Below are 13776 nucleotides of genomic sequence, written 5' to 3' on the forward strand. Positions count from 1 at the left end.
ACACTATGTACTTGACGCCTCAGCACGTATTGCTTGCCGGAGCCACCGGTTTGACCGGTGAACATCTACTCGACCGTTTGCTCAACGAGCCAACGATTTCACGCGTGCTCGCCCCTTCGCGTCGACCCTTGGCGGAACATCCGCACCTGGAAAATCCGGTGGGCGATCCGCAGGCGTTTCTGCCGCAGCTCAGTGGTCGCGTCGATATCGCCTATTGCTGCCTCGGCACCACCATCAAACAGGCCGGCTCGGAAGCGGCGTTTCGCGCGGTGGATCTGGACATGGTCGTGGCCTTCGCCAAACGCGCGCGGGAGATGGGCGCGCGGCATCTGATTGTGATCAGCGCGATTGGCGCCGATCCGAAATCGTCGGTCTTCTACAATCGGGTCAAAGGCGAAATGGAGCAGGCCTTGCGTGCGCAGGACTGGCCGCAACTGACCATTTGCCGGCCATCGCTGTTGTTGGGTGAGCGAACTGAACCGCGTCTTGCCGAGCAACTGGCCGGACCTTTGTCGAAGCTGATTCCGGGTAAATACCGAGGCATCGAAGCTTGCCATTTGGCGCGGGCGATGTGGCGCCTGGCCCTGGAAGAGCAGGATGGGGTGCGGGTGATCGAGTCGGATGAGCTGCGCAAGCTCGGCAAATAATCTTCCGCCGCATGATCGTTCCCACGCTCTGCGTGGGAATGCAGCCACGGACGCTCTGCATCCCAAAGCATGACGCAGAGCGTCGCCGGAGGCGTTACCACGCAGAGCGTGGCAACGATCTGTCTAACTACAATCCGCCCGTTGCCTGGAAGCTCACACCGATCACCGTCAGCAATGACAATGGCAACAGCAGCGTATCGAGCAACGCACTCGCTGGCAGGTCCACCCCCGGATAGCTCGGCGCCTCAGCCCCGAACCGATCCATCGCGCAACACCCGCCATTCAATGCATACAAATCCAGCCGCGTCCCGGAGTACACCACAGGCGCGCCCGGCTTGGCGGCGTCGAGGGTGCGCGCAGTGGCGCAACCGGTCAGTTGCAGCGCCAGCAAAATCGCCAGCAGCTTATTCATCGCTGCTCAGATGATGCTCACCCCAACGCGGCAGCATGTCCTGAGGAATGCCGAGCAGATTGAGAATCCGCGCCACAACGAAATCGATCAGGTCATCGATGGTCTGCGGCTGGTGATAGAAACCCGGCGAGGCCGGCAGAATCGTCACGCCCATGTTCGACAGCTTGAGCATATGCTCCAGATGAATGCTCGAATACGGCGCCTCGCGCGGCACCAGAATCAACTGGCGACGCTCTTTCAAAGTGACGTCGGCGGCGCGCTCGATCAGGTTATTGCAGGCGCCGGTGGCAATCGCCGACAACGTCCCGGTAGAGCACGGCACCACGACCATTGCTGCCGGTGCGCCGGAGCCCGAAGCTACCGGCGACATCCAGTCTTCCTTGCCGTATACGCGGATCTGCCCGGCGGCGGCCCCGGTGTATTCGGTCAGGAAGGCCTGCATCATCTGCGGCTTCGGCGGCAGCGTCACATCGGTCTCGGTGGCCATCACCAGTTGTGCAGCCTTGGAGATCAGGAAGTGCACTTCGCGATCTTCCCGCACCAGACAATCGAGCAGGCGCAAGCCGTACTGAGCGCCGGAGGCACCGGTCATGGCCAGCGTGATGCGTTCCGGGCCATTGCTCTCAAAACGAGTGTTCATTGCAGCGCCTCGGCGAGTTTGCCGTGCAGGCCGCCGAAGCCGCCGTTGCTCATGATCACCACGTGAGTGCCGGGCTGGGCCTGGCTCTTCACGCGCTCGATGATGCCTTCCAGCGAATCGCTGACAATCGACGGCACCGTGCACAGTGCGGCGGTGCCGGCGAGGTCCCAGCCGAGGTTGGCCGGGGCGTACCAGATCACCTGATCGGCATCGACCACGCTGTCGGGCAAACCATCACGGTGCGCGCCGAGCTTCATCGAGTTGGAGCGCGGTTCGATGATCGCGATCAGCGGTGCGTCGCCGATGCGTTTGCGCAAACCGTCGAGAGTGGTGGCAATCGCCGTCGGGTGGTGGGCGAAATCGTCGTAGATGGTGATGCCGCGCACTTCGGCGACTTTCTCCATGCGGCGCTTGACGTTCTTGAATGCGCTCAACCCGGCAATGCCCATCGATGGCACCACGCCAACATGACGCGCAGCCGCCAAAGCAGCCAAGGCGTTGGCGACGTTGTGCTGACCGGTCAGCTCCCATTCGACGGTGCCCTGCGACACGCCTTCGAACATCACTTCGAACGCCGAGCCGTCTTCGCTCAGCAGTTTGACCTGCCACTGACCGCCGGCACCGGTGGTTTGCACCGGGGTCCAGCAGCCCATTTCGATCACACGTTGCAAGGCCGGCTCGGTGGTCGGGTGGATGACCAGACCTTCACTTGGGATGGTGCGCACCAAGTGATGGAATTGCCGCTCGATCGCCGGCAGATCCGGGAAGATGTCGGCGTGATCGAACTCAAGGTTATTGAGGATCGCGGTGCGTGGGCGGTAATGAACAAACTTCGAGCGCTTGTCGAAGAAGGCGCTGTCGTATTCGTCAGCCTCGATCACGAAGAACGGCGTACCGCCCAAGCGTGCCGACACCGAGAAATTCTGCGGCACGCCGCCGATCAGGAAGCCCGGGCTCATGCCGGCATGTTCCAGGACCCAGGCGAGCATGCTGCTGGTGGTGGTTTTGCCGTGCGTACCGGCTACCGCCAGTACCCAGCGACCTTGCAGCACGTGGTCAGCCAGCCACTGCGGGCCGGAGACGTACGGCAGGCCTTTGTTCAGGACATATTCCACCGCCGGGTTACCGCGCGACATGGCGTTGCCGATCACCACCAGATCCGGTGCCGGATCGAGCTGCGCCGGGTCATAGCCCTGCGTCAGTTGAATGCCTTGGGCTTCCAGCTGCGTGCTCATCGGTGGATAGACGTTGGCGTCGGAGCCGGTCACGTGATGGCCCAGCTCTTTGGCCAACACCGCCATCGAGCCCATGAAAGTGCCGCAGATACCCAGAATATGAATGTGCATAGTCGACCTCGTAAAACATGGCCGCAGGTTAGCGTAGGGAGGGGGAAATCGCACTCTTTAGGTGAGGGGCGGGGATGGTTGGGCTTGGGGTTCTGCAGTGGTCTAATTTCCCCGGACACCCCGATAGGTGGAAAATACATCTATCGAGGAGTTATTCATGACTAAAAAACGCAGGGCATTCGACGACAGCTTCAAGCTGCAAGTCGTGAAGATGATCAAGGATCAGGGACTCACCGTTGTACAGGTTTGCCAGGATCTGAACATTGGTGAGACAGCCGTTCGACGCTGGGTTCAGCAATACGAGGCAGAGCAACTGGGGCAGGCCGGAATCGGCAAGCCATTAACGGCAGAGCAACAGCGCATCCGGCAATTGGAACAGGAAAATCGTCAGCTCAAGGTGGACAACGACATCTTAAAAAAGGCTACCGCCTTCTTTGCCCGCGAGCTGAAGTAAGGTATCGACTGGTTCGGCAGCTGCAACAGAAGGCTTACTCAGTGGCACATGTCTGTCGGTTGCTGAGCATCAGTCGTTCAGGCTTCTATGAGTCTCAGAAGCGTGCTGATGCGCCTGTTCGGCAGAGTTGTCCTGTTCTTGTGCAACTCAAGGCGTCTTTCGCCGAGAGTGGAGGCTGCTACGGCAGCCGCCCTTTGCGCGACGCTTTGCGCGGTAAAGGCATGCTTGTCGGGCTGTATAAAATCCGTCGATTGATGCGGGCTAACGGACTGCGTTCAGCCTGGAAGCGCAAGTTTGTACACACAACCGATAGTAATCATGACCTGCCGATTGCAGAGAATGTACTGAGCAGAAATTTTGACCAAGTGGCGCCAAACAAGGCTTGGGTAGCCGACATCACCTATATCCGCACCCGCAGTGGCTGGTTGTATCTGGCCGTGGTATTGGACTTGTTTTCACGCAAGATAGTGGGCTGGTCGATGGCTCCGAACATGCCGGCAGAGCTGGTGTGCACTGCGATGCAACTGGCTATCGCGCAACGTCAACCGCCACCAGGCTTGATTGCCCACTCAGATCGGGGTAGCCAATATGCGAGTGCAGCTTACAGAGAATTACTGGCAAGAAACGACATGCAGCAGAGCATGAGCCGTAAAGGTAATTGCTGGGACAACGCAGTGATGGAGCGCTTCTTTTTGAGTTTGAAAATGGAGCGGGTATGGCGACGTGACTACGCGAACCACGCTGAAGCGATCCGCGACATCACCGAATACATCGTTGGGTTTTACAACAACGAACGGCTGCACTCGAAACTGGGATATCTGCCACCGACCGTTTATGAGCGAGCGATGGCGTCAAAACCACCTATCGAGGTGTCCGGAATTAGTTGACCACTGCATTCAGGCTCCGCTGTAGATTGCGGCCCCTCACCCCAGCCCTCTCCCGAGGGAGAGGGAGCCGATCTACGTTGCTTTCAAATCCGCAGTTCGGCTCGATAACTCAGGTCGGCGTAAATCGCCAAAACACCTCGATCAGTCCCCTCGCCTCCCGGGAGAGGGAGCCGATCTCGGTCGCTTTCAAATTCTGAGTTCGGCTCGATATTTCAGGTCGGCGTAAATCAGTGAGCGACCCGGTCAGTCCCCTCTCCCCCTGGGAGAGGGCTAGGGTGAGGGCCTTCTAACTGACTCGCCGCTCAATGCCATGCTTACGCAGTTTTCTATAGAGCGTATTACGGCTGACCCCAAGCTGTTCCGCCGTATGCGTCATGTGCCACCGCGTCTGCTCCAGCGTTTTAAGCAGCGCAATCCGCTCGGCGTCTTCCAGTGGATGTTCAGATGAATCAGGCTGAAAAATCGGCACCCGCCCCTGCCGAATCATCACCGGCAAATCCTCCACCCCGATCCGCCCCTCATCACACAACGCCGCCAACGTGCGCAGGACATTGCGCAACTGCCGCACATTCCCCGGCCAGTTGAACGCCAGCAAAGCCTGACGCGCCGGCTCATCGATCAGGATCGTTTCACCACCCGCCTCTTCGGCCAGCAGAAAATCCAGCAACTGCGATTTATCACTGCGCGCGCGTAATGCCGGCAACGCCACTTCCAGCCCGTTGAGCCGGTAATACAAATCCTCACGGAAGCTGCCGTCCGCGACCCGCTCCAGCAGATTACGGTGGGTGGCACTGATGATCCGCACGTTGACCGACTCCGGCTCGCCACCAATTGGCACCACCTGACGATCCTCCAACACGCGCAACAGACGAGTCTGCAAGGCCAGCGGCATATCGCCAATTTCATCGAGGAACAACGTCCCGCCATCAGCCTGCTGCAACTTGCCGCGCATGCCCTCCTTGCGTGCGCCGGTGAAACTGCCACCGCGATAGCCGAACAGTTCGCTCTCGATCAGGCTCTCGGGGATTGCCGCGCAGTTGAGCGCAACGAAGGCTTTGCTCGAGCGTTGACTGGCCTGATGCACAGCCTTGGCGAAGGCCTCCTTGCCGGAACCGGTTTCGCCATTGATCAATAAGGGCACATCCCGCTCGAATACGCGCAAGGCTTTACGGAAGTCTGCCTGCAGCGCCTCATCACCGAGGCAGATGCCCGACAGGCGCGGCGCTTCAGCCACGACTGGCGCCGATACCATCGGTAAAGGCTTGCGCGATTCCCCGCGCAACACCGCAAACAAATGTCGGCCGTCACGGGTGCGCAGCGGCCAACTGGCGCTGGCATGGGCACTGGCGCGGCCAAGCAATTCATCCAGCGAACAATCGAAAAACGCCTCGACCGGTTTACCGAGCAACCCGCCACGAATATGCCCAAGCAAATTCAGTGCACTCTGGTTGACTGCGCTGATCCGCCCTTCGCCGTCAAACGCCAGCAAACCTTCGCTGAACAACCCGACCGATTCGGCCTGCAAATGAAAACGCAACAACCATTGGTTATCGAAACAGCGCAGGAAGTAGCAACTCTCGATCATCTTCGCCGACAGATTGACCAGCGCCATGGTGTGAAACTGGCTCTGTCGCGAGACATCGTGGCGCGCCGACGACACGTCGAGCACCGCGAGCAGTTCGCCATGCGGGTCGAACACCGGGCTCGCCGAACAGGTCAGGCCGGTGTGGCGACCGCGAAAGTGCTCATCCTGATGAATGGTCAGCGCCTGCCGTTCAACCAGACAGGTGCCGATGCCGTTGGTGCCTTCGCAAGCCTCACTCCAGTCTGCACCGAGCCAGAGGCCGGCGCGTTCGAAGATCTTGCGTTCGGCCGGCGCGGTGACGCAGTTGAGGATCACCCCGCGCGCGTCGGTCAACAGCACAGCATGGCCGGCGCCGGAAAGTTGTTGATGCAGGCTGCTCATTTCATTGCCGGCGATCTGCAACACCTGTTGCAGCCGTTCGCGACTTTCGAGAACGCGGCCATGTTCGAGCACGGTCGGCGCCATGCTCAGCGCCGGGTCGAGGTGATAGTCCTCCAGGCAGCGCAGCCACGAACGGGCAATTGATGGATCGGCACCGGGACCGTGCAGGTGCGGTTTGCCCTGGGTAGCGGTGAGAACCTGTTGGGCATGGCGACTCAAATGGTTGTCGTGCATTTCTTATTGTTCTCCCCGAGGCTCGACGGCCCAATGCTGAGGTGACGCCCAGCATCCTCCAGCCACCGCCGCATTGCAATGCTGGCAAGACTGCCCGGTCACCGGCTGTGCCGAAAGCGGTACAAACTGTCACCCCCTCTGTACCGAAACCATCACAGGCGCGATCCACTCGTCCGACAGAAATCACGCAACACCTTGATTTACCTGCCCTGCACGGCAGTGGCCCGACCTTTGCTCTACGCTTATAGCAAGCGCACTTGCGCGTTTCTCTAATAAGTACAAAGCCAAGGAGAACATCATCATGCGTTACGCTCACCCCGGTACTGAAGGCGCCAAAGTCTCGTTCAAAGCCAAGTACGGTAACTACATCGGCGGCGAGTTCGTCGCGCCTGTCAAAGGTCAGTACTTCACCAACACCTCGCCAGTGAATGGCCAGCCAATTGCCGAATTCCCCCGCTCCACTGCCGAAGACATCGACAAGGCACTGGACGCCGCCCACGCCGCTGCCGATGCGTGGGGCGCGACCTCCGTGCAGGCGCGCTCGCTGATCCTGCTGAAAATCGCCGACCGCATCGAAGCCAACCTCGAATTGCTGGCGATCACCGAAACCTGGGACAACGGCAAAGCCATCCGCGAAACCCTCAACGCCGACATCCCGCTGGCGGCCGACCATTTCCGCTACTTCGCCGGCTGCCTGCGCGCGCAGGAAGGCAGCGCTGCCGAAATCGACGGCAACACCGTGGCGTACCACATTCATGAACCGCTGGGCGTGGTTGGCCAGATCATCCCGTGGAACTTCCCGATCCTGATGGCCGCGTGGAAACTTGCACCAGCGCTGGCCGCCGGCAACTGCGTGGTACTCAAACCCGCCGAGCAAACCCCGCTGGGCATCACCGTGTTGCTGGAACTGATCGGTGACCTGCTGCCACCGGGCGTGCTGAACATTGTTCAGGGCTATGGCAAAGAGGCCGGCGAAGCGCTGGCGACCAGCAAGCGCATCGCCAAGATCGCGTTCACCGGCTCGACCCCGGTCGGCTCGCACATCATGAAATGCGCCGCCGAGAACATCATCCCGTCTACCGTGGAACTGGGCGGCAAATCGCCGAACATCTTCTTCGAAGACATCATGCAGGCCGAACCGACGTTCATTGAGAAAGCCGCCGAAGGTCTGGTGCTGGCGTTCTTCAACCAGGGCGAGGTGTGCACCTGCCCTTCCCGCGCACTGGTACAGGAATCGATCTACGACGAGTTCATGGCTGTCGTGATGAAGAAAGTCCTGCAAATCAAACGTGGCGATCCGCTGGACACCGACACCATGGTCGGCGCGCAGGCGTCCGAGCAGCAATTCGACAAGATTCTTTCGTACCTGGAAATCGCCAAGGGCGAAGGCGCCGAGCTGCTGACTGGCGGCAAGGTGGAAAAACTCGAGGGCAATCTATCGACCGGTTATTACATCCAGCCGACCCTGCTCAAGGGCACCAACAAGATGCGCGTGTTCCAGGAAGAAATCTTCGGCCCGGTGGTGAGCATCACCACGTTCAAGGACGAAGCCGAAGCCCTGGCGATTGCCAACGACACCGAGTTCGGCCTCGGCGCCGGTCTGTGGACCCGCGACATCAACCGCGCCTATCGCATGGGCCGCGCGATCAAGGCCGGTCGCGTGTGGACCAACTGCTACCACCTGTACCCGGCGCACGCTGCATTTGGCGGGTACAAAAAGTCCGGCGTTGGCCGTGAGACTCACAAGATGATGCTCGATCACTACCAGCAGACGAAAAACCTGCTGGTGAGCTACGACATCAATCCGTTGGGCTTCTTCTAAACCTGCAGCACTGATCGTTCCCACGCTCTGCGTGGGAATGCCGCCCGGGACGCTCCGCGTCCCACCAATGCCGAACGCAGAGCGTCCGTTGAGGCATCCCCACGCAGAGCGTGGGGACGATCATGCTACCCACCGGCAAAAAAGCCGGGCCAATACAACAATAAGAAAGGTAAACCCTATGCCTAGCGAATCCCCGGCTGGCGCTCCGGCGACCGGCGCCTCCGTCGACTTTGAAAAAGTCGGATCGGATTACTTTCAACAACGCGAACTGAAAAAAGGTGCCGCCGGCTGGGTACTGCTGGTGGGTCTGGGCGTTGCCTACGTGATTTCCGGTGACTATGCCGGTTGGAACTTCGGCCTCGCTCAGGGTGGCTGGGGCGGCATGTTCCTGGCGACGCTGCTGATGGCCACCATGTACCTGTGCATGTGCTTTTCTCTGGCCGAGTTGTCTTCGATGATCCCCACCGCTGGCGGTGGCTACGGTTTTGCCCGCAGTGCATTCGGGCCGTGGGGCGGTTTTCTCACCGGCACCGCAATTCTCATCGAATACGCCATTGCCCCTGCGGCTATCGCGGTGTTTATCGGTGCCTACTGCGAATCGCTGTTCGGCATCGGCGGCTGGATGATCTATCTGGCGTTCTACATCATTTTCATTGCCATCCACATATTCGGGGTCGGCGAAGCGCTCAAGCTGATGTTTGTCATCACCGCCGTCGCCGCGTTGGCGCTGGGGGTGTTTCTGGTGGCCATGGTGCCGCACTTCGACGTCGCCAACCTGCTCGACATTCCGGTGACTGCCGCAGCGGGTGCCAGTCCGTTTCTACCATTCGGCTATGTCGGCGTCTGGGCGGCGATCCCCTATGCGATCTGGTTCTTCCTTGCCGTTGAAGGCGTGCCGCTGGCCGCCGAGGAAACCAAGAACCCCAAACGTGATCTGCCGCGCGGCTTGATCGGCGCCATGTTGGTGCTGCTCATGTTTGCCCTGTTGATTCTGATCGTCGGCCCCGGCGGTGCGGGCGCCAACTCGCTGCTGACCTCCGGTAACCCGTTGGTCGAAGCGTTGAGCAAAGCCTATGGCGGCTCGACGTGGATGGGCAGTTTCGTCAACCTTGTGGGGCTGGCCGGACTGATCGCGAGTTTCTTCTCGATCATCTACGCGTACTCGCGGCAGATTTTCGCGCTGTCACGGGCCGGCTACCTGCCACGCAAACTGTCCGAAACCAATAAAAGCAAGGCACCGGTCCTGGCGCTGGTGATTCCCGGCATCATCGGTTTTGGGCTGTCGCTGACCGGCCAGGGCGATCTGCTGATTCTGGTGGCGGTGTTCGGCGCAACCATTTCCTACGTGCTGATGATGGCCGCGCACATCACCTTGCGGATTCGCCGCCCCAAAATGGACCGGCCGTACCGCACACCGGGCGGCATCTTCACCTCCGGCGTGGCCTTGGTGCTGGCGTGCATCGCCGTGGTCGCGGGTTTCCTGGTCGATCCACGGGTGGTAATCGGTGCCGCCGTCATCTATGGAGTGTTAATTGCTTACTTTGCGTTCTACAGTCGACATCACTTGGTAGCAGGCACGCCGGAAGAAGAATTCGCGGCGATCCAGAAGGCTGAACAAGCCTTGCACTGAGTGCCGACAATCCCGGCGCAGGCTCGGTCTGCGCCGTCACGGAGAATTGTGTATGGCCAGTTTCGCTCACACGGTCGGCGCCCAGACCTATCGCTTCGACAGTCTCAAGGACGTCATGGCCAAGGCCAGCCCGGCGCGCTCCGGGGACTTCCTCGCTGGCGTCGCCGCGCTCAATGACGGCGAGCGCGTGGCTGCGCAAATGGCGCTGGCCGACATTCCGCTTACGCATTTCCTGCAAGAAGCGCTGATTCCTTACGAGTCCGATGAAGTCACCCGGCTGATCATCGACACCCACGACAAGCAAGCCTTCGCCGTGGTCAGCCACCTCACCGTGGGTGGTTTCCGCGACTGGTTGCTCAGCGACGCCGCCGACGAAACCAGCCTGCGCAACCTCGCCCCCGGCCTGACCCCGGAAATGGTCGCGGCGGTATCAAAGATCATGCGCGTGCAGGATCTGGTGCTGGTGGCGCAGAAGATTCGCGTGGTAACCAAGTTTCGCGGCACTCTCGGCCTGCGCGGACGGCTGTCGACGCGCCTGCAACCCAATCACCCGACCGACGAACCGTCCGGCATCGCCGCGAGCATTCTCGACGGTCTGCTCTACGGCAATGGCGACGCGATGATCGGCATCAACCCGGCCACCGACAGCATCGCCTCGATCTGCGCGATGCTGGAGATGCTCGACGCAATCATCCAGCGCTACGACATCCCGACTCAGGCCTGCGTGCTCACCCACGTCACCACCTCCATAGAGGCGATCAACCGTGGCGTGCCGCTGGATCTGGTGTTCCAGTCCATCGCCGGCACCGAAGCGGCCAACGCCAGTTTCGGCATCAACCTCAACGTGTTGCAGGAAGGCTACGACGCCGGTCTGAGCCTGCACCGCGGCACTCTCGGGCAGAACCTGATGTATTTCGAAACCGGTCAGGGCAGCGCACTGTCGGCCAACGCCCACCACGGCGTCGACCAACAGACCTGCGAGACCCGGGCCTACGCCGTAGCACGACATTTCAAGCCGTTTCTGGTGAACACCGTCGTAGGATTTATCGGCCCGGAATACCTCTACAACGGCAAACAGATCATCCGCGCCGGCCTCGAAGACCACTTCTGCGGCAAGCTACTCGGCGTGCCGATGGGTTGTGACATCTGCTACACCAACCACGCCGAAGCCGATCAGGACGACATGGACACCTTGCTGACTTTGCTTGGGGTCGCCGGGATCAACTTCATCATGGGCATCCCCGGCTCCGACGACATCATGCTCAATTACCAGACCACTTCGTTTCATGACGCGCTCTACGCCCGGCAGACCCTGGGCCTGAAACCGGCGCCGGAGTTCGAGCAATGGCTGGCCAACATGGGCATCTTCACGCAAGCGGACGGCAAGGTTCGCTTTGGCAACAACTTGCCGCCGGCCTTCCGCCAGGCGCTGGCGCAACTGGGATGAGTCACATGGAAAAACCGCCCATCGACCCGCAAAACCCGTGGCTGGAACTGCGCCGCCTGACCCCGGCACGCATCGCTCTCGGCCGCACCGGCACCAGCCTGCCGACCAGCGCGCAACTGGATTTCCAATTTGCCCATGCCCAGGCACGTGATGCCGTGCATCTGCCATTTGATCATGCCGGACTCAGCGCGCAACTGAACGAGCGCGGACGCGAATCCTTGTTGCTGCACAGCGCCGCCGTGGATCGCAACAGCTACCTGCAACGCCCGGATCTGGGGCGCAAGCTCAGCGAAGAATCGGCGCAGGCCTTGCGCGAGTACGCAGCGGCGCATCCGGGCGGTGTCGATCTGGCAATTGTCGTGGCTGACGGTTTGTCGGCACTGGCGGTGCATCGGCATACCTTGCCGTTTCTCACGCGACTGGAAGAGCAAATGAGCGACGACGGCTTGTCGATGGCGCCCGTTGTCCTGGTGGAACAGGGCCGCGTTGCCGTCGGTGATGAGATCGGCCAACTGCTCGGCGCAAAAATGCTGGTGATGCTGATCGGCGAACGCCCGGGCCTCAGTTCGCCAGACAGCCTCGGTTTATATTTCACCTACAATCCAAAGATCGGCCTGACCGACGCCTACCGCAACTGCATTTCCAATGTACGGCTCGAAGGCTTGAGCTACGGCATGGCGGCGCATCGCTTGCTGTACTTGATGCGGGAAGCTTGTCGCAGACAGCTGTCGGGCGTGAATCTGAAGGACGAAGCACAGGTTCAGACGCTGGAGTCGGACGCCGGTGCGGACATGAAAGGAAACTTCCTACTCAGCCCGCCCCCTGCCTGAACCGTTTCCGCATTGCGTTTCTGCGCAGGTTTCAGGCAGGATCGATGCACGGCCGCACGGGTTTCCCATCGCCGTCAGAGCAGTTGAAGACAGCCACTTGAAGACGAGACCTATCATGCGGATTATTCAAGCGACCCTCGAACATCTGGATTTGTTGACCCCGTTGTTCGTCAAATATCGCGAGTTCTACGGTTCCCTGCCTTACCCGGATTCCTCCCGCGCCTTCCTCGAAAAACGCCTGCGCCGCAAGGAGTCGGTGATCTATCTGGCGCTGGCCGATGATGACGACAAGAAGCTGATGGGGTTCTGTCAGCTGTACCCAAGCTTTTCTTCGCTGTCACTCAAGCGCGTCTGGATCCTCAACGACATCTATGTCGCCGAAGACGCCCGCCGCCAACTGGTCGCCGATAACCTGATCCGCACCGCAAAAAAAATGGCCAAGGAAACCCAGGCCGTGCGTATGCGCGTCTCCACCAGCAGCAACAATGAAGTCGCGCAGAAAACCTACGAGTCCATCGGGTTCAAGGAAGACACCGAGTTCAAGAACTACGTGCTGCCGATCAGCGAAGAACTCTGATCGCGCGGTTTGCCTGTGATGAGGGAGCAAGCTCCCTCGCCACAATGATTATCTGTCTGACAAATCCTCACATCCCGACATCCCCCGCTACAAAACCAACGCGCTTTTCATCCTTCAGACCGTATAATCCCGAGCTTTCCGGCTTGTAAGAAAAACTACACCCCGCTGTAGGCTTACACGAAGTCATCCGCACAGGCCTGCCGAGTCGGGCCGTCACACAGGTGCCCCCATGGATTTCAACCCGCTCGACCTTATCCTGCATCTCGATGTGTACCTCGATTTGCTGGTGAACAACTATGGGCCATGGATCTACGCCATCCTGTTTCTGGTGATCTTCTGTGAAACCGGTCTGGTAGTGATGCCCTTCCTGCCGGGTGACTCGTTGCTGTTCATTGCCGGTGCCGTTGCGGCGGGCGGTGGCATGGATCCGGTGCTGTTGGGCGGCCTGCTGATGCTCGCGGCGATCCTTGGCGACAGCACCAACTACGTGATCGGACGAACGGCTGGCGAGAAACTGTTCAGCAACCCGAACTCGAAAATCTTCCGTCGCGATTACCTGCAAAAAACCCACGACTTCTACGACAAGCATGGCGGCAAGACCGTAACGCTGGCGCGCTTCCTGCCGATCATCCGTACCTTTGCGCCGTTCGTCGCCGGCGTAGCGAAGATGCCATACCCGCGCTTCTTCGGTTTCAGCGTGCTGGGCACCATCCTCTGGGTCGGCGGTCTGGTGACGCTGGGCTACTTCTTCGGCAACGTACCGTTCATCAAGAAAAACCTGTCGTTGCTGGTGGTAGCGATCATTCTGTTGTCGCTGGTGCCGATGATCCTCGGCGTGGTTCGCAGCCGTTTCGGCGGCACCAAAGCCCAATCGCACTAAGCCG

12 protein-coding genes are annotated in these 13776 nt (G+C 60.1%); 8 read left to right on the top strand and 4 right to left on the bottom strand.

Annotated features, from left to right (window positions below):
* Positions 1 to 5 precede the first annotated feature (5 nt).
* Complete coding sequence (locus AC3IUF_RS26250) at positions 6 to 647, top strand: oxidoreductase (protein WP_007909571.1); 642 nt, start codon at positions 6 to 8, stop codon at positions 645 to 647.
* A 127-nt stretch (positions 648 to 774) separates the two neighbouring features.
* Here the strand turns inward: AC3IUF_RS26250 and AC3IUF_RS26255 are convergent, their stop codons facing one another.
* Genes AC3IUF_RS26255 through mpl form a run of 3 tightly spaced genes read right to left on the bottom strand, consistent with a single transcriptional unit; the run spans position 775 to position 3045 of the window.
* Positions 775 to 1059 carry a YceK/YidQ family lipoprotein gene (locus tag AC3IUF_RS26255; protein WP_007909569.1) on the bottom strand — a complete coding sequence of 95 codons (285 nt, stop codon included), beginning with the start codon at positions 1057 to 1059 and terminating at the stop codon, positions 775 to 777.
* Entirely contained in the window at positions 1052 to 1699 is a 648-nt protein-coding gene (ubiX, locus tag AC3IUF_RS26260; protein ID WP_007909567.1) for a flavin prenyltransferase UbiX, read from the bottom strand. Before ubiX ends, AC3IUF_RS26255 begins: the two co-directional genes overlap by 8 nt.
* A complete protein-coding gene (mpl, locus tag AC3IUF_RS26265) occupies positions 1696 to 3045 on the bottom strand; it encodes a UDP-N-acetylmuramate:L-alanyl-gamma-D-glutamyl-meso-diaminopimelate ligase (protein ID WP_007909560.1) in 1350 nt (449 codons plus the stop codon). The genes ubiX and mpl overlap by 4 nt, the downstream gene beginning before the upstream one ends.
* Before the next feature lie 157 nt (positions 3046 to 3202).
* Here mpl and AC3IUF_RS26270 point away from each other — a divergent pair.
* A protein-coding gene (locus tag AC3IUF_RS26270) for an IS3 family transposase (protein WP_463543596.1) occupies positions 3203 to 4386 on the top strand; the annotation gives its coding sequence in 2 pieces (ribosomal slippage) (positions 3203 to 3467 and positions 3467 to 4386; 1185 coding nt in all).
* Between the two features lie 286 nt (positions 4387 to 4672).
* On the opposite strand, the gene AC3IUF_RS26275 is transcribed toward AC3IUF_RS26270, so the two are convergent.
* Positions 4673 to 6586, bottom strand: coding sequence for a sigma-54-dependent Fis family transcriptional regulator (locus AC3IUF_RS26275; RefSeq protein WP_007910880.1), 1914 nt, complete (start codon positions 6584 to 6586; stop codon positions 4673 to 4675).
* A 301-nt stretch (positions 6587 to 6887) separates the two neighbouring features.
* On the opposite strand from AC3IUF_RS26275, the gene exaC reads away from it, so the two are divergent.
* From exaC to AC3IUF_RS26305, 6 genes are all read left to right on the top strand, one after another.
* Positions 6888 to 8408, top strand: coding sequence for an acetaldehyde dehydrogenase ExaC (gene exaC, locus AC3IUF_RS26280; protein ID WP_034153748.1), 1521 nt, complete (start codon positions 6888 to 6890; stop codon positions 8406 to 8408).
* A gap of 178 nt (positions 8409 to 8586) precedes the next feature.
* Positions 8587 to 10038, top strand: coding sequence for an ethanolamine permease (gene eat, locus AC3IUF_RS26285; RefSeq protein ID WP_007910884.1), 1452 nt, complete (start codon positions 8587 to 8589; stop codon positions 10036 to 10038).
* 52 nt (positions 10039 to 10090) lie between these two features.
* Complete coding sequence (locus AC3IUF_RS26290) at positions 10091 to 11485, top strand: ethanolamine ammonia-lyase subunit EutB (protein WP_007910886.1); 1395 nt, start codon at positions 10091 to 10093, stop codon at positions 11483 to 11485.
* 5 nt (positions 11486 to 11490) lie between these two features.
* Complete coding sequence (gene eutC / locus AC3IUF_RS26295; protein WP_007910888.1) at positions 11491 to 12315, top strand: ethanolamine ammonia-lyase subunit EutC; 825 nt, start codon at positions 11491 to 11493, stop codon at positions 12313 to 12315.
* 115 nt (positions 12316 to 12430) lie between these two features.
* Entirely contained in the window at positions 12431 to 12892 is a 462-nt protein-coding gene (locus tag AC3IUF_RS26300; RefSeq protein ID WP_007910890.1) for a GNAT family N-acetyltransferase, read from the top strand.
* Between the two features lie 229 nt (positions 12893 to 13121).
* Positions 13122 to 13772, top strand: a complete 651-nt coding sequence (locus AC3IUF_RS26305) for a DedA family protein (protein ID WP_007910892.1) — start codon at positions 13122 to 13124, stop codon at positions 13770 to 13772.
* Positions 13773 to 13776 lie beyond the last annotated feature (4 nt).

It is taken from the genome of Pseudomonas sp. KH_040, from assembly GCF_057839305.1.